15 protein-coding genes and 3 pseudogenes are annotated in these 17,063 nt (G+C 46.6%); 3 read left to right on the forward strand and 15 right to left on the reverse strand.

Features of this window, described 5'->3' with window-relative positions:
* Positions 1-21 precede the first annotated feature (21 nt).
* The 5 genes and pseudogenes from AC0YOB_RS06240 to AC0YOB_RS06260 form a co-directional block, all read right to left on the reverse strand.
* Entirely contained in the window at positions 22-204 is a 183-nt protein-coding gene (locus AC0YOB_RS06240) for a hypothetical protein (RefSeq protein ID WP_475792025.1), read from the reverse strand.
* 249 nt (positions 205-453) lie between these two features.
* Positions 454-1,371 (reverse strand): NADP-dependent oxidoreductase, encoded by a 918-nt coding sequence (locus AC0YOB_RS06245; protein WP_475792026.1) that lies wholly within the window; start codon positions 1,369-1,371, stop codon positions 454-456.
* A gap of 155 nt (positions 1,372-1,526) precedes the next feature.
* Complete coding sequence (locus AC0YOB_RS06250; protein WP_475792027.1) at positions 1,527-2,189, reverse strand: NAD(P)H-dependent oxidoreductase; 663 nt, start codon at positions 2,187-2,189, stop codon at positions 1,527-1,529.
* Positions 2,190-2,559: 370 nt separating this feature from the next.
* Positions 2,560-2,994 (reverse strand): annotated as a pseudogene (locus AC0YOB_RS06255) (peroxiredoxin-like family protein); the annotation flags it as partial.
* Positions 2,995-3,012: 18 nt separating this feature from the next.
* Positions 3,013-3,210, reverse strand: a complete 198-nt coding sequence (locus tag AC0YOB_RS06260; RefSeq protein WP_475792028.1) for a hypothetical protein — start codon at positions 3,208-3,210, stop codon at positions 3,013-3,015.
* Positions 3,211-3,384: 174 nt separating this feature from the next.
* Here AC0YOB_RS06260 and AC0YOB_RS06265 point away from each other — a divergent pair.
* Positions 3,385-3,984, forward strand: a pseudogene (locus AC0YOB_RS06265) (nitroreductase family protein).
* Between the two features lie 1,012 nt (positions 3,985-4,996).
* On the opposite strand, the gene AC0YOB_RS06270 reads toward AC0YOB_RS06265, so the two are convergent.
* On the reverse strand, positions 4,997-5,317 hold the full coding sequence (locus AC0YOB_RS06270) for an MmcQ/YjbR family DNA-binding protein (protein WP_475792029.1): 321 nt from the start codon (positions 5,315-5,317) through the stop codon (positions 4,997-4,999).
* Between the two features lie 22 nt (positions 5,318-5,339).
* A complete protein-coding gene (locus AC0YOB_RS06275; protein WP_475792030.1) occupies positions 5,340-6,041 on the reverse strand; it encodes a Crp/Fnr family transcriptional regulator in 702 nt (233 codons plus the stop codon).
* A gap of 852 nt (positions 6,042-6,893) precedes the next feature.
* On the opposite strand from AC0YOB_RS06275, the gene pdxR reads away from it, so the two are divergent.
* Both pdxR and AC0YOB_RS06285 read left to right on the forward strand, forming a co-directional pair.
* Complete coding sequence (gene pdxR, locus AC0YOB_RS06280) at positions 6,894-8,312, forward strand: MocR-like pyridoxine biosynthesis transcription factor PdxR (RefSeq protein ID WP_475792031.1); 1,419 nt, start codon at positions 6,894-6,896, stop codon at positions 8,310-8,312.
* Between the two features lie 498 nt (positions 8,313-8,810).
* Positions 8,811-9,029 (forward strand): annotated as a pseudogene (locus AC0YOB_RS06285) (transposase domain-containing protein); the annotation flags it as partial.
* Between the two features lie 92 nt (positions 9,030-9,121).
* On the opposite strand, the gene AC0YOB_RS06290 reads toward AC0YOB_RS06285, so the two are convergent.
* From AC0YOB_RS06290 to AC0YOB_RS06325, 8 genes are all read right to left on the reverse strand, one after another.
* Complete coding sequence (locus AC0YOB_RS06290; protein ID WP_475792032.1) at positions 9,122-9,865, reverse strand: SDR family NAD(P)-dependent oxidoreductase; 744 nt, start codon at positions 9,863-9,865, stop codon at positions 9,122-9,124.
* Between the two features lie 393 nt (positions 9,866-10,258).
* The gene (locus AC0YOB_RS06295; protein WP_475792033.1) at positions 10,259-10,948 is read right to left on the reverse strand and encodes a Crp/Fnr family transcriptional regulator; all 690 of its coding nucleotides are present in this window, start codon (positions 10,946-10,948) and stop codon (positions 10,259-10,261) included.
* Between the two features lie 433 nt (positions 10,949-11,381).
* Positions 11,382-12,608 carry an MFS transporter gene (locus AC0YOB_RS06300; RefSeq protein ID WP_475792034.1) on the reverse strand — a complete coding sequence of 409 codons (1,227 nt, stop codon included), beginning with the start codon at positions 12,606-12,608 and terminating at the stop codon, positions 11,382-11,384.
* Between the two features lie 232 nt (positions 12,609-12,840).
* The gene (locus AC0YOB_RS06305; protein WP_475792035.1) at positions 12,841-13,008 is read right to left on the reverse strand and encodes a hypothetical protein; all 168 of its coding nucleotides are present in this window, start codon (positions 13,006-13,008) and stop codon (positions 12,841-12,843) included.
* A gap of 248 nt (positions 13,009-13,256) precedes the next feature.
* On the reverse strand, positions 13,257-13,907 hold the full coding sequence (locus AC0YOB_RS06310) for a peroxiredoxin-like family protein (protein WP_475792036.1): 651 nt from the start codon (positions 13,905-13,907) through the stop codon (positions 13,257-13,259).
* A gap of 413 nt (positions 13,908-14,320) precedes the next feature.
* Positions 14,321-14,572 carry an S-layer homology domain-containing protein gene (locus AC0YOB_RS06315; protein ID WP_475792037.1) on the reverse strand — a complete coding sequence of 84 codons (252 nt, stop codon included), beginning with the start codon at positions 14,570-14,572 and terminating at the stop codon, positions 14,321-14,323.
* Positions 14,573-15,223: 651 nt separating this feature from the next.
* Positions 15,224-15,487: a DUF6171 family protein gene (locus tag AC0YOB_RS06320; protein ID WP_475792038.1), complete on the reverse strand. Its 264-nt coding sequence runs from the start codon at positions 15,485-15,487 to the stop codon at positions 15,224-15,226.
* A 14-nt stretch (positions 15,488-15,501) separates the two neighbouring features.
* Positions 15,502-17,031 carry an alpha-N-arabinofuranosidase gene (locus AC0YOB_RS06325; RefSeq protein ID WP_475792325.1) on the reverse strand — a complete coding sequence of 510 codons (1,530 nt, stop codon included), beginning with the start codon at positions 17,029-17,031 and terminating at the stop codon, positions 15,502-15,504.
* Between the last annotated feature and the right edge of the window lie 32 nt (positions 17,032-17,063).

Below are 17,063 nucleotides of genomic sequence, written 5' to 3' on the forward strand. Positions count from 1 at the left end.
AAAAGTCCATGCGAAATTTTCTTAATTTCTCCCATGCTCGCACGACATCGCCGTCGACTGTCTGGCTTGGTTGACATCAAATACGCGTACGTTGTCATTCGGATGAGCTTCCTGATAAGCTTGAAGAAACGCCCGGCCAACCTGCAGACCGACCGAATCGTCCGGCAATTTGGGGCTTGCGGTAATAAACAATAATTGCGTCATGTTACTGCCTCCTAGGTTTGTAATGGGGTGAGCGGTAAATAGATGAGTGCGTCATAGTACGTGAGAGGAAGGAAATGAAGGTTTCCTGCGGGAGGCATCATGGTTGCAGGCCGAAGCGCGAATAGAGTAAAGGAATGAAGCATTAAATTACGAACATGAGTCCGTGTATTAAGTAAGGTAAATAAGGATCCTACTAATAACAAAGGCCTCGCGGCTGACAATGATCCACGAGGCCTGATACTTGATTCCTTACGGACGAATGCGGATGATCGTTTTTCCCTTGATCCGCTCGGTCGGGTTGAAAGCAGCGACGGCATTTTCGAGGGTCGCGATTTGGCCGATGTTTGTCCGCAGGCGACCATCCCGGACCCGCTGGACGACCTCACCCAGTTGCGCGCGATCGGCCTCGACGACGAAATCAACCGCCAGGCCCTCGGCGGGTTGTACCTCGGGCGGGCCGGCGATGGTCACAAGCATTCCACCGGCGCGAACCAGACCCACGGACCTCTTCCCGATGTCACCACCGATCACGTCGAAAACCAGATCGACGCCGCCGACGTCTTCCAGTGAGTCGTTGTCGAGGTCGACGAACTCCTGCGCACCGAAGTCGAGCGCCGACAGACGGTCAGCGGCACGTCCGGTGCCAATAACGTAGGCTCCCGCCTCGCGGGCGAGCTGCGTCACCATTGAACCGACTCCACCGGCCGAGCCGTGCACGAGGACGCTCTGCCCCGCCTGGAAGCGGCCGTGTACGAACAACCCCTGCCATGCGGTTAGACCCGAGATTGGTAGACTCGCGCCCACCGTGAAGTCGATATCACTCGGCAACGGTGCGAGGTTGCGTGCCTCGACAACCACGTACTCCGCCAGGGTGCCGTCGCGCGTCCAGTCAGCGAGCCCGAACACCCGTTGTCCTACCGATAGCCCCCTCGTGCCATAGCCGAGGGCGCTGACCACTCCGGCCACTTCGTGGCCGGGGATCGACGGTGTGCGGTCACGGCCGAGGCGATCGGTCCAGGTTCCGGGCCACGTCAGTTCCCCTGGGGTGAATCCCGAAGCATGAACCTGAACGACGACATCGTTCGGCGCCGCCTTCGGTTCCGGCCTCTCCGTCAGCGTCATCCCCGCCGTTCCTGCGGCCTCGTCTGTCACAACAATCGCTTTCATTTGGACACCTCCATGTATAGTCCCTCTTAGATTAATTTGAACCGCTCACAAACGACATGAAAGGGGATCTGTTTCGACCATATTCATAATTAATTAGCCCGGAATCGGAAATGTCGGACTTGTTTTCGAACCATACACATGCCGACATATTATATTTATTTGAACCACTTCACAACATCATCAAACGGTCTGCGTGTTTTTGTTCTCGGCTCTTTTTTGCGATAACCGAAGGCAATCATGACCGAGATGGTAAAGTGCCCGTCCTCCAGCAGCCCTTCCTCGTCTAACAGCTGATTCATTTTCTCAATATCAAAGCCTTCGATCGGACATGAGTCAATGCCGATTTGCGCCGAAGCCGTCATCATGTTCGCAAGCGGTATATACGTCTGCTTGATGGACCAATCGGTAAGAAAGCGTTCATGATCCAGGAGCTTGAAATCATTTCGCTGGAACTCTTCAAGTATTTCAAGATGCCTTGTCAGGTGTTCCTTCGGAACGTCTCTGACCTGCTGCTCCTTCAGGTAAGCGGAGTCATATCTCATATCCATCGGGGTCCGGGCCAGAATAATGACGAAATGACTGGCCTCCGGCAGTTTGCTTGCCGCTCCATAGGAAATGTTTTTTATTTTGTTCAATAGTTGTTCGTTTTGAACAACAACAAATCTCCACGGCTCAGAGCTAAACGTGCTGGGCGAAAGCCGGCCCGTTTCCAAAATAAATTCAAAGTCGTCGTCGGAGATGGTTTTGCTTGGATCGAAAGCTTTGGTTGCATGCCGAAAATGAAAAGCTTTCAAGATTTCTTCCTTAGTCGTTGTCATGATATAGTCTCCTTCTTAACATTTAATATAAATGCATGAGTGCCTGTACAACAGCCACCTGAATCTGCCTCATTAATCCGTTTTGACCCGCTCGCTCCGTCCGCACATTGAACTCTTCAAACGTTTTGTTGTAGGTCACCAATCGTATTCTTCTCTTTTGTCCGGCAGACAACCGGACTTCCTGCTAATTTACGAAGGGGCGTTAGTTAATTGGCCAATATGTCGTCCGTTATTGGTCCCTAAACAAGCTTTTCGATAACGCTTAGATCTGGTAAAAATTTCAAGACAGCTTGGTCGAATTGTTCAACTACTCCATAATGTCGCACCGCTTCTTCAGCCTTGTTCTTACAAATAATAAATGCAAAAATCGTTACAGCTTTCTTAGCTCTCGCAAAATGTCCTCCGGGCTTTGACGCTGCATGAAATTCGGATTGACATAGGAGGAGCGGATAATGGCGTTCTCATCGATCATGAATGTTGCCGGAACCGGTAAAATCCATTTCGAGGTATTATTGTACTCCGCAAGATCGAGTCCGCTACCTTCCATGAGTTCCCTTACGCCCGGCGGAACATCGAAGAGTAGATTGTATTTGGCCGTTACCAAGCCATTCGGATCGCTAAGGACTTGAAATTCCAATTCTTCCTTTTTCTGCAGGGATAATGAAAGATCCGGCTTTTGCGGGCTAATCGTTATAAGCTGCGCTCCTATCGCTTGGATATCCGGCAATATCTGCTGATAAGCCTTTAATTGCATATTGCAAAAAGGACACCATCCGCCGCGATAGAAAACCAGCACAACCGGCCCTTTCGCGAGCTCCTCGAATTAGATTACATCCCGGCCTAATGCGTTTGTTAATTTAAAGTCCAATGCCTTTTCGCCTGGGTGCTTCCCGGAAGCGATCCCTGATTTCTGAAGTTCTTCAATCATTTGACCGATCTTGATCTGCGCTTCAATCGGGGAATTAGCCCTAAACTGCTGAGTGGCCGCTTCCAACTGTTCGGTTAAATTTTGGTTGCTCATCGTTCTGGAACCTCCAATATCAAGTGATAGCTTGATTATAATTCTATTAAAATAGAAGTTCTGTAATGTAGTTTACAGTTCTCCATTTTTTAAAAATGATGCAAAACGGCATACAATGTCGGATTCAGTCGATAAAAATCGAAAAATATGGTAAGGAGAGATGTTATGAAAACCTTGGAGAAAGATTTATTCACTGCATTACGCGAACGACGATCCATTTATGGAATTAGAAAAAAATCACCAATTTCAGATCAAAGTATCCAAGAAATAATAGAGGAAACCGTTAAACATACACCATCAGCGTTTAATAATCAGACTACCCGCATTGTTCTGCTCTTGGGTGAACAACATAACAAGTTATGGGAAATTACGACTGAAGTTCTCAAAGCAGACGTTCCTGCCGAAAAATTTTCTTCTACTCAGGAAAAAATGAATGGATTTCGGGACGGATACGGCACAATTCTTTTCTTTGAAGATCAGTTAATTATTGATAATTTTATGGATAAATATCCATCTTATCAAGAACAGTTCCCAATTTGGTCAATGCATACTAGTGGAATGCACCAATTGGTTATCTGGAGGGCACTGGAGGCTGAAGGACTGGGTGTGAACCTACAGCATTACAATCCATTGATTGATGAACGAGTAAAAGCTGAATGGAAGTTGCCGGAAAGCTGAAAACTGATTGCCCAAATGCCGTTCGGTGAACCGTCTGCCACAGCAGGTGAAAAAAAGTTTAATCCAGTACAAGAACGTATAAAAGTTTTTAAATAAACTTAACCCTGAGGCTGTCTAATGACAGTCTCTTTGTTTAATAACATGATCATTTTATACTCTGTGTTTCTTCATAATAGGAATGCTGCCCGTTTCTTAATAAATCAATTTTGCCGGCTGTATGAGCTGCCATTTATGCGATTTTGTCCCAATGTCGCTCTCTTCTTACTCTGCTTTCTACAGATGTAATTAGTCATTTTGTTTGATCTGTCGAGAATGAGATAATGTTCGTCTCAAAAACGGAAATAGGATAAAGTCCTTGTCATTCTAATTTGACAAGAACTACATTAAAAAGCCGCGACTTACGATGAGATAGACGTCTGTTGCATCATTGGAAGCGGTTATTAGCCCGCTTATAGTGTAAGTGACATTTCATTGCCATCTGCATTCATGTGGGACACTGGATCGCTGGCAATTGGCGGTCCACTCTCCATCTTGGCGCTCATTGAGAAGGTTAAACGATTAATTATCGGTCATCCTTAACGTGCGAATATCATCACCTCCAATAAAGGCCGTGCCAGTCAATCCGGCGTATGGCTCTGCTCAGCGAGCCATCGTTTTCCCCCGGCATCCCCGTCTGTACTTTCGACGGAACTTTTCCTTTCATAACCATCGCAAGCATCAGCCCTTGACGCTTGAAGCCTGAACGCCGCCCAGCGGGGTGCTGCATCGCTCAGATTGCAACCGGTCCGACCGTATGCCTCTTCGCGCTAAGTGACTCGGCTTGCTTACTCCGCTTTGGACTTATCGAAGATAATGATCATTTTAGTCTCCTTGTGCACCCTTTCGCGTCGATTCGTCGTCTTCGCGAACGATTTCTCGTCGAGAAATAACGTAAAAAAGCCGCATTTAATGCGGCTCTTAATGAGATAATGTACTTGTCATCCCACGCCTTCTGTTGTCTTGTTTCGGAGGATAAGAGAAACACGCGTGCCTGAGACACGGGAGAGCAGCCTTCGTCATGTAAACATGAGGAAACACATTTGTATGATAGATATCCAGAAATTATAAACTAAATAGACTCCCGGATGCTCTTAGGAAGGCTTTTAACAACCAAATCATAAGATTGGTCAATCATTGCAAAGATATCCGACTCTTTCAAAGAACCCTGGAGAATAATCGTATTCCAGTGCTGTTTGTTCATATGATATCCCGGTTTAACGTCCTCATGCTGCTCTCTCAAGCTTTCCGCAATCACCGGGTCACATTTTAGGTTCAAGTACCCTTTTTCCTCATAAAAAAGAGCAAATATTTTACCTGTAATTTTTATCGCGAATGGATCGGTTCCTCCCAAGGGAACGACAAGGACAATATCTTGATTGTCGTCGAGCATGATCCCCGTTGGTCCTTGCATGTCAATGTGTAGGGTTTCGAGGAATATTTTCTTCAAGAATTGTAACAGCAAGTTGAACAGACAGGCGTGATGTCTTAACGACGCCCTCCTTAGCAAGCTGGCTCATTGCGCCACTGACCGTTTCGCGGCTAGCACCGAGCATATTGGCAATCTCTTGATGCGAAAGAGGCAGATCGATCAGTGCATATCCGTCTTGAATGACGCCGAATTTTGCGCTCAGTGTGGAAAGGAGATGGAGTAGGCGTTTTCTCAGACCATGAAGCGCAAGCTGTTCTAATTGACCCTCCCGCTCATTTAACCGGTCACTGAGTGTTTTAAGAAATTTGAGCGCGAGCTGAGGCCGATTGATCATCAGCCGTTCGAACTGAGGCTCGAACATGGTGCAAAGAAGCGACGGTTCCAGCGTTTCAATATAAACCCGTCTGGTTCCGAACGAGAATGAATTTAACTCTCCGAATATATTTCCTTTTGTGAGAATGCCAAGCGTAAACTGTTTTCCGCTGTCGTTCAGTTGATAGAGTCTAAGCTTGCCCTCTTTGACGAAATAGAGTCCCTCGCGGATGGACTCCGGGGTTTGGACCAATGTGTTTTTTGTGATCCAATTGAAATGATGGATGGTATCTAACTGATCGATCTCTCTTAACTCTTCGCTCGACATTTCTTCAAAAATGCTGATTTGTGATAAATACCAGAGCTTGTTCATTGAATATCGAGCCTCCAAATGGTGTTAGCCAACGGGATAACAGATATGCCTTTTTATTGCCCCACGGCAACGCCGATGATTGAGACGGTTCCGCAGCCTCCACGATTGGAGAATAGACATGCTGTTTAACTACTGCATACCACACCGGAACAGCCGCGACCGAGAGTAGCGCCCAAAAAGCAAGCGCCGTTTGCAATGAGTGTAATTTCATTTGGATAGGAGCGGACAAACTGACCTCCAGAGCGGACCCAGCGATAAGGCCATAGAGCATAAGGCGATCATCATTGAAATGTTACGGAAAAAGTGTTTTTTGATAAATCCGGATAATAGAGGCCCTATTACATATAACTAACAACACCAGTCAAAACGTGCATGGGAGCGGAATGCGCGACCATACGCAAAACTGTGCCTCCCGTTATCGTAACCAGTGAACAGGCAATCCCGCGGTCAATGTCAATATGTTTGCCGAGTCGAATGGATAGCGGCGAAAGAAAGCCCTTGAAAAAAACGAAAAAACGTTAATAAACTGGTTGCAAATGCACTAATGCCCAGTTCTCTTCGAATGATCGCGCGATTGACTAACCGAAGGCCTCAGATTCAGTGATGCCATAAAGAGGGCGCGTTCGGAAGCCAGTCGGCCGCCTTCGACGGTATTCCCTAATGCTGTGAGTTTGCTTAACTGTTTCGAATATTCCGTTCACGGGTCCGAATAAACAAGGATCGAAGGTTCATCTTCTTCCTGAAACTTTGTATTGGCAACATCCATAATAGCATGTAGAATTGGATTTCATCAGATCCACTTTTATTTGAAAATCAGCATACCACTTATTTGAAATGAAGGAGGCTTGCTTTATGCCCCAACGCATGCTGTCTGCTACGATTGAATCGAAAACAAAACAAATCTATTCGTTACTGCGCGAACAGATATTTCAAGGTGTTTATGCAGCCAGTGTTAAGCTCCCATCGACGCGGGATATGGCAAACGAATTCGGAGTATCGCGGGCACTCATCGTGGACGTGTATGAACAACTAATCGCCGAAGGGTACTTGGAGGGCCGTCAAGGCTCTGGCAGCTACGTTGTTGATTTGGGCGGAAGTAAACGACAATTCCCTTCTCAGTTCCAAGAAATCGATTCTTCCGGTGAAGCGACTGTTGCGGAACCCCCGGCCCGCTTCCAAGGCATTGATTTTCGCCCTAGTTTTCCGGCTTTGGAGCACATCCCTTTCAAGAAATGGAAAGAAACCGCCGTTGCCGCATATGCAACTACTCATGTAGGAGAATTTGGCTATGACGATGATCCTGCAGGACATTGGCAGCTTCGCACGAATATTTGTCGGCTTTTGCTGCATACCAAGGGGATTCGGTGCCTGCCTTCACAGGTGATCGTAACCGCCGGAGCGACTCAAGCCATAGCCTTGCTGTCCCGGCTTTTATTGAAACCGGGTGACGCAGTAGCCATAGAAGATCCTAGCGCCACCTTCATTCAACATATTTTTGCATCGACAGGCGCTGATCTTATACCGGTTCCCGTAGATGAACATGGCCTGCGCATTGACGACATGCCGACTCATCGGCACCCCAAATGCGTGTTCGTCACTCCATCACATCAATTTCCTTTAGGCAGCATTCTTTCCATTGGGCGGCGCATTCAGCTTATCGATTACGCCCGACAAACCGGATGTTACATTATCGAAGATGATTACGACAGCGAATTCCGTTATACAGGAATGCCGATACATGCCCTACGAGAGCTCGACTCGGAACGTATCGTCTATGTCGGGACTTTCAGTAAAAACTTGTTTCCTGCGTTGCGTATCGGTTATATGGTCGTTCCGCATGAGCTGCTAACTCCGCTTCTGCGTTTAAAGAAGCTGACAGACATGCACTGTCCGATCTTGCCGCAAATCACATTGGCGAGATTTATCTCCGAACGCCACCTGGAACACCACATCGCCCGTATGAAGCGCATTTACAGCAAAAGACGAAAATGTCTCATCGCCGGTCTGTCCAACGTTTTCGGCAGCAGAGTGAAAATATCCGGGGATGCCGCAGGTCTGCATTTGGTTGCGGAAATGGCAGGAAGCCTATGCGACTCCCAAGTAGCCGCTCAACTTGAGGAACTTCATATTAAAGTATATCCAGCAGAAAGGTACACCATCGTTAAAGGAAGGTACGAAGATCGACTCATTATGGGATTTGGCAATGTGGAAGAAATCAACATTTTGGAGGGAACCAAGGCGATTGCGAGTGTCTTAAGACATATGTCGTAAATTGCTATTGGGGGATTGGGTTTTTGAATTCAGGGAATTGGGAATCATTTATTGAGAAGGTAAAGAAGTTATAAGTTATTACTTCTTTTTTGCTTTTTTGTAAACAAGACGAGATAGCGGGGCTCGATGGGGACGCCTAATGGAGCGGGCAAAAAAAAACCTTCGAGGAGGATCTTTCGCGTCCGGTGCATTACATGGCCACGGTAAGCTTGACGGGTTGTTCCATTGTTGCCGTACGATCTCTTTCGCGCGCTCCGGTTGAAAATCATGGTCTTCCACGTACAGCGTTTGTACGTAGCGAATCCCGACGAGCCGAGCACCAATCGCAGATAGGGATACGTCGTCATTAATCCTTTAATCTGACATAACGCCAATAAAACCAATTTGCGACAGGTGAAGACGAATACTGCTGATGCCCATCTATTAGGGACGCTGTACTATAAAGAAGAACTTGAGTCGCGGTCAGGCCCGAAATCGGTAGGCTCGCGCCCACCTGAAGTCGACAGCGCCCGATGTGAGCGATCCATCAAGCCGTTCGTGATCGGGAGAAAGAACTGGTTATTTGCGAACACGCCTCGCGGCGCGAATGCAAGTGCGGCAATCTACAGTGTCATCGAGACGGCGAAGAAAAACGGACTGCTTCCGTTTCCATATTTATAGTACCTGTTCGAGCAGCTTCCTCAGCTTCCAGATTCACAAAATCCAGAGGCGCTCTAGCATTATTTGCCATGGTCATCTTCGCTTCCGATCACTTGTCGTGTTATAGGATAGGCATGGGCAAGTTTGAGGTTATGTGACGCTTATGTGGCTTACCAGTTGCCAGCATTTTGACCGCCGTCGACATAAAGAATCTCTCCTGTCACGAAATGTGCGGACTCCAGATACAGAATTGCGTCAACAATATCTTGAACCTCTCCTATTCGGCCTACAGGGTGCAATTTAGACAGAAAGCCATGTGTCTCAACCGCATGCATAGGTGTGTTAGTTACCCCAGGCGCGACGGCGTTCACACGAATACCCTTATCCGCATACTCAATCGCTAGCGATTTTGTTGCTGAGTTCAAACCTCCTTTGGTCAGTGCGGCAAGTACAGATGGCAAAGACTTGTGTGGATGTACGACAACCCCACTTCCTGTGATGTTTACGATATGGCCGGAACCCACTTTCATCATCTCAGTCACCGCACGCTGCGTAACATGGAAAAATCCTGCCAAATTGATTGACAACATCGATGTAAAATCCTCTTTAGTGAAGTCCGTGAATGATTTCGCAATAAAAATACCAGCATTGTTCACCAGTGTGTCGATCCGGCCAAAGCGAGAAAGCCCTTCGCCGATTAAGCGGTCTGCGATTTGAGTGTCTGAAATGTCGCCGGCAACATAAGCGACGTTTGCACCTGTCGGATCAATTTCACTTGCAGCCTCTATCAGCATTTGTTCGCGGCGGCCATTAATAATTACATTTGCTCCTCGTTTCACCAGTTCAATTGCCACTGCTTTTCCTATACCGCTGCTTCCGCCTGTAATCATTACGACTTTTCCTTGAAATTCCATCTCCCAGTCTCCTTTAATCTAGTATTCGTATCAAGTGATAGTTTGATTATAAATCCAAATTAAATCGGAGTTCTGTGAGGTAGATTACAGTTCTCCATCATATTTTGAAAGGTGGCGCGACCACGGCACAGCTTCCAGAAGGGGGGAGCCATGATCGCCGTTGTGGGTTGCTGGATATCCTCAAAAGGATATGATAATACATGTAACGATTTATGGTGAGGTATCCACTGTGGGGAAACGGCAAAGGTACAATGAAGAATTTGAGGAGGGACGCACTCAGAGGGATATAGAGAGAGGCAGCGAAAGAACCGTTTTTTGAAACGGCTCTTAAATGTGCATAATATAATACAAACGGGCACTTTACCATATACCGCCCAGGGTACTTCCTTGAAGTCATTCATGAAACTCGTCTTCGAGCATAGTTTTTGCCAATTGTACAGACATGCGTGATGTTTTGATGGTGCCCTCTTTGACAAGCTCGTTCATCACGCCGCTGACAGCCTCCCGAGAAGCACCGAGTATATTGGCAATCTCTTGTTGCGAAAGCGCCAGGTCAATCAGCACATAACCTTCTCGAATGACGCCAAATTTGACACTCAAAGTAGAAAATAGATGAAGAACGCGATTTCGAAGGCCATGGATCGCATGCTGCTCCAACTGATCATCTAGTTCTTCCAATCGGTCGCTTAGAACCTTCATTAATTTTAGCGCAAGCTGCGGCCGACGGATCATCAGTTTCTTGAACTGAGACTCAGATAAGGAGCAGATAAGCGATGATTCCATCGTTTCAATATAAACCCTCTTTGTCCCGACCGAGAACGATTTTAGCTCTCCGAATAAATTCCCCCTTACTAAGATATCAAGTGTAAATTGCTTACCGTTTTCGTTTAGTATATAGAGTCTAAGCTTACCTTCTTTGACAAAAAAAAGTCCCTCGCGAACTTTCTCCGGGATTTGGACCAATGTGTTTTTCGGGAACCAATTAAAATGATTGATGGTTTCCAATAGATTAATCTCAATCATATCTTCGTTTGTCATTTCTTCAATTATGCTAATTTGCGATAAACACCATAACTTGTTCATTAGAATATCACTCCTCTTAATGACCTTTATGACTGCCACTCCGGCCACTTCGTGGCCGGCGATCGGTCCAGGTTCCGGGCCACGTCAGTTCGCCTGGGGTGAATCACGACGCATGAACCTGAACGACGATATCGTTCGGCGCCCCCTTCGGTTCCGGGCTCTCCGTCAGCCGCTCTCAGATTGACAATGGCGACTGCAGCGGGCCGATGCGTTGTGTCGCGTAATGGTAACCTGTTATCTAGATTACGGTAAACAGGAACGAGACAAAAAGAGCAAGCGCCAGCCGATCCGTGTCGATATGAGACTCAGCAAATGTTGAATAACTTGTTTCATGTCCGATCCCCCATTCAAGGTGTTGATCTGGTCAATCGAATGACCTTTTCCCAGCGGCAACGAGATTAAACTGCCTGCTCATCCGTCATCATTGAAGTGCCTACGAACCCGCCTTGGATGGAAGACCTTCCGCCAGAGCTTCCGTTTCGTTTCTGGCGGCATAGTACCGCGCAAACCTTACGGAATAACCCAACATGTAGAGAACCACCAGTGAAGCGAGAACATTCAGGACGATCAGAGATACGTACAAGTCAAATAAGTAGCTTAGGAGACCGACTCCCACGATGGGAACAATAAATCCGATGTAACCCGCAAAGTAGAAAGTCGTTATCACCTTCGGTCGCTCCATTGCATTCGGAAGCTCGCCGGCCAGTCGCAGGCTGATTTGGAATGTCCAACCGCTGCCCAGCGCCTGAACGAGCATCCCGATCCACATTAGGCTAATACTTTCCGACGTCCCGGAGAAAACGACAAGCCAGGCTCCGCAAGCCAATAAAGCAATACCGATCCGAAGCCGTACGACTGGTTGTTTGAACCAGGGCAGCATTTGCATCATCGTGCCGCCCCCCATAAGCAGTAGAATCAGGAGACCGGACACAGCAAGGTTGGAAGTGTGAATCACGTTTTTCACAAACGAAGGAATCAAGGAGAGAACGGTTCCGTTCAAGGTAAACAGCGTGAAAAAGGGCAACGCACTGAACGACCAGAAATGAGGTTTAATTTGGGTAGACACCCCGAGTGAAATCGATGCCGACGCAGTTCGACTGCGTTCCTTCTTAGCTTTAAAATCATCGTCCTGCAATGTTTCCAGGACGACCCAAGCGCTCAGTAACAGAACGGTCAAAAGCCAAAAGGGCGTACGCAGCGGCATCAGATGGAGATACTCGATGATCAAACCGGCAAAAGCAGGTCCTAGACCGAAACCAACGGAAACAGCTATACCCGATAACAGAATCGCTTTGCCCGCTTTCTCTTTGGGCGTTTGCTTTAACAAAAACGCGACTGCGGTGCCCGTAAAGCTTCCATATGCGATACCTTCCAGCATTCTCGCCCCGTAAACGAGCCAGGCCTGCTGACTTGCCATAAAGAGAAAGGTAGCCAGGATCGACAACAGGATGCTGATGCGAAGAACCCGCTTCAGGCCCCAACCGCTTCCTTTGGAGCCGACGATGAGCAAAGGGGGCAGCAGGAAAATCGCATACACTGCGAATAAAATGGTGATTTGCAGACTGCTTAATCGGTATTGCTCCTGATACAGCGGAAATAAAGGAGACGTAAATGAAGTTCCAGTGGACATCATGAGGATGACCCATATCATTTTTTTCATAGAGAACGACCTCTTTTTTATTGGATGATAATTTTATTGCTGAGGACAGGATGGCATTCGCCGTACCGGTCCTTTATCTTTACTTTGCCAATAAGTGAGAATCTCTCCGGGCGGAGCAGCGTCAATTGGCCGATATGATGGCTAGTCGCGTCCGCTAACGGTCCCTGAACAAGCTTTTCGACAATGCTTTGCTCCGGTATGAAATGCAAGATGGTTTGATCCAATTGTTCGACTATTTCATAAAATCGCGCTGCTTCTTCATACCAGCCTTACAAGTTGTACGCGCGGTGAACCGGTAATCGTTGACAATTTCGATCGGCATCCTGACGCCGTAACCGGAATTAAATGAAGCAAAATCGCTCGCTGTTCCGGAGATGGCAGCCGTGAATCGGAACTTCATAGCACCCACCCAATGACGAAGTAATTTTTCGGAAGCAGGGAATAAGCCCTGCTCGTGCATCCGCTCCGATTGTCGCTGAAACCAGCCGAATAAGCTACTCCCGTATCACCAGCAAATATGGATATGTCACGTCTTATCGTACGGCAAGATAATTATACATGTGCTATCCAACTTAAAGCTTCGCTTCTTCAGACTTGGTTCTTACCATAATTAATAATTCTGCTCACAAATGAATGATGCAAAAATCGTTACAGCTTTCTTAGCTCTCGCAAAATGTCCTCCGGGCTTTGACGCTGCATGAAATTCGGATTGACATAGGAAGAGCGGATAATGGCGTTCTCATCGATCATGAATGTTGCCGGAACCGGTAAAATCCATTTCGAGGTATTATTGTACTCCGCAAGATCGAGTCCGCTACCTTCCATGAGTTCCCTTACGCCCAGCGGAACATCGAAGAGTAGATTATATTTGGCCGTTACCAAGCCATTCGGATCGCTAAGGACTTGAAATTCCAATTCTTCCTTTTCCTGCAGAGATAATGAATGATCCGGCTTTTGCGGGCTAATCGTTATAAGCTGCGCTCCTATCGCTTGGATATCCGGCAATATCTGCTGATAAGCCTTTAATTGCATATTGCAAAAAGGACACCATCCGCCGCGATAGAAAACCAGCACAACCGGCCCTTTCGCGAGCTCCTCGAATAAGATTACATCCCGGCCTAATGCGTTTGTTAATTTAAAGTCCAATGCCTTTTCGCCTGGTTGCTTCCCGGAAGCGATCCCTGATTTCTGAAGTTCTTCAATCATTTGACCGATCTTGATCTGCGCTTCAATCGGTGAATTGGCCTTAAACTGCTGTGTGGCCGCTTCCAATTGTTCGGTTAAATTTTGGTTGCTCATCGTTCTGAAACCTCCAATATAATGTGATAGCATGATTATAAATCCAAATTAAAGCGGAGTTCTGTGAGGTAGATTACTTTACTCCATCATATTTATCCACTTCCACAAATAAACTGCACATTGCGGCCAAGAATACCCGTGCTTGGATAGACTTGTAAACGGCTGAAAGTTATCGAGGGTATATGTCACGTTGCTGCCATTCGGCTTTGTCATGCTCGTCAGCCGATCCCGATTACCGTTATGCACTCCGCCTCTTAAAGATAAACGATCTTTCCTTTAAGCATTGGATACTTCTTTAGTTCCGTCTATATAGATTAGTCGACTTGTAAAAGCCAAAAACGATCACTCCCCGGAACCCAAAGTGCCGGAAAGCGATCGTTTTGTTTCATCATCGCATGAACTTTGCAGCGATCTTACTGATTTTTCTTTTCCATGGCTTTGAGCAAGGTCGCTAGCATCTTAGCTGCTTCGCCTCTAGTTGCGCTCTTCGCTGGCGCAAACTGATTATTGGGCATGCCGCTGATAATCTCGGCTTGCTGCGCCTTTTTCACGGCTTCGCGCGCGTAGGCGGAAATGTTGGCTTCGTCCTTGAAATGAACCGGCTGCGCGCTGTCCTCCAAGGTGTATCCGGGCAAATCGGACAGTCTTACGAGGATAACCGCCATTTGTTCCCTTGAAATTTTGTCGTTAGGAGCAAACGCATTCGCTGCCGACCCCAAAGAAAATTATATAAAGTTGGAATTGAATATGACCCGAGTCAAATAAGCAGTGAACAATTGAAACAAATTGTTACCGATCATCTCGGAAATGCTGCTTCAAACTCATGAATTTCTATGCTTTGTGTCACAACTCCACATCCACATTATAGTTCAAGAACGACGAAAAAAGACAGAGTTTCCACTACTCCGAGCTTTGCATTCGTATTGTGTCACAACCCATAAAAACCCGCACCAATACTAGCGCTTCCTGTCGAATAAGTAAATGTAGTTTACACAGTATTTTATACATATGTCAGTAAATCGAATAATAAACTCGGTCATTCTTTTTGCTTGCTTGAAGAATTCTTCCTTTTGAAATTTCGGCTGAACATCTTTTTCTTTTCTATATCAGGTAAGCTGACTGCTGCCCTGAAATACAGAAAAGCGAACTGCACTCATTCGCAATTCGCTTTTCCTATTTAGTGTATATATGCGCTATTGCAATCACTTCATGCCTGGATAACAGTAACTTCGGATATTGTAGCGTCAGATGCCACTCTATTTTCATCGCACCTACGTTTCAATGAAAACTCCGCACAAAATGCATTTGGAGGTAATTTACCATTTGGGCTGCAAAGGATAGGGGCAGTGTCTCCCATCAATTTTCGTTCTGATTTGCACGAGACAACCACAATATTTACAAGTGCCTCCGTGTGCATAAGCAGTGCAGCTCATACATAGAGAAAGCCTTCTATTACTTGTTTCCTCATCCACAAACAGAATATGTCTCGCTTGTACCAGTTGGCGCAGTATTTCCTCTATTTTATCCTGAGTTACTTCAATATTTTCGGAGCAGTTTCTGCATGGATTTTGTGTTGTCATTTCGTCCCCTCCAGTCAAACCAACGTCAGTACAACAACGGACATAGGCGGAATATCAGCATTCAACCCTCCTTCATTCAGCTGCATTTTGTTAAACACCGCGGGCTTGACCTGTTCCGGTTGATCGAATGTATTATGACTGTTCATTGAGGACGACGTTAATATCCTGCCAGATACTTGCTTGGCTGCAAATCCTCCGGTATCGCATTCGACTTGAGCGTTATTATGAGGGTCTGTATTGCACAGGGTGATATTCAGCCTGCCGACAGTATCGATAGAAGCCGATACACTAAGCTGAGGAACATCCTCCTCTCCAAAATTGTATCTACTTGAATTAAGCTCAATCGGCTGCAATATGGCATCCTGGTGCACCTTGAACATTTCGAAAACATGATAAGTTGGCGTAAGTATCATCTGATCGCCTTCCGTCAAAATAACGGCTTGCAAGACATTAATCGTTTGTGCAATGTTAGCCATTCTTACACGGTCACAGTGATTGTTGAATATATTCAGGCTGATCCCTGCAGAAACAGCATCCCTCAATGTATTTTGCTGAAACAGAAAGCCCGGATTGGTTCCCGGTTCGACATCAAACCAGGTTCCCCATTCATCTACGATCAATGCTACCTTCTTGTCGGGGTCATATTTGTCCATAATCGCCGAGTGTTTCTCAACAAGCTCTTCCGTGTAGTAAGCGGCTTTCATAATGCCAAACCATTCGCTCTCATCGAAGTCAACCGCCTGGCCTCGCACCGCTTCAGAGTCTTTTACGTAAATCTTGTTTCCGTCCTCCCCCTCTATGACGATGCTGTGGTCTCTTACTCTCGTATAATAGTGGAGCGCCAGCCCATCCATAAAGAGGCCCGCTTCCCTCATCAGAACTTCTGTCCAGTGATAATTGTCCCCACGGGGACCGGCAGCGATTTTATAGATGGAATTGTCTCCATAATCCCGAACATATAAGCTGTATTGTTTGTATAGATCAGCATAATACTCCGCTCGCATTCTACCACCGCAGCCCCAGTTTTCATTTCCTACTCCGAAATAGGTTAGCTTCCACGGCTTCTTTCTACCATTAGCTTTCCGCAGGTCTGCCATTGGCGATTCACCATCAAAGGTCATATATTCGACCCATTGCTGCATCTCATGAACCGTTCCACTTCCTACATTTCCGCAAATGTAAGGCTCGGTATCCAGCAATTCGCACAAATCATAGAATTCGTGGGTTCCAAAATGATTATTCTCTACCACGCCACCCCAATGCGTATTAATCATATGCGCTCTTTCTTCCTTGGGCCCTATGCCATCCTTCCAATGGTATTCATCGGCGAAGCATCCTCCCGGCCATCGCAGGATAGGAATATTCATCTCTTTCAGTGCATGAACAACATCGCTTCTCATTCCTCGAATATTGGGAATATCGGAATCCTCTCCTACCCAAACACCCTCATAAATACATCGTCCCAAATGTTCGACAAAATGTCCGTAAATGTTCCTGTCTACCTTGTGGACTCCTGTGTTCGTGTTGATTTTTAACGTATTCATTTTATCAGCCTCCTGAGTTCTAAACTTCAAGA

This window comes from Paenibacillus sp. JT31N17 (assembly GCF_056269255.1).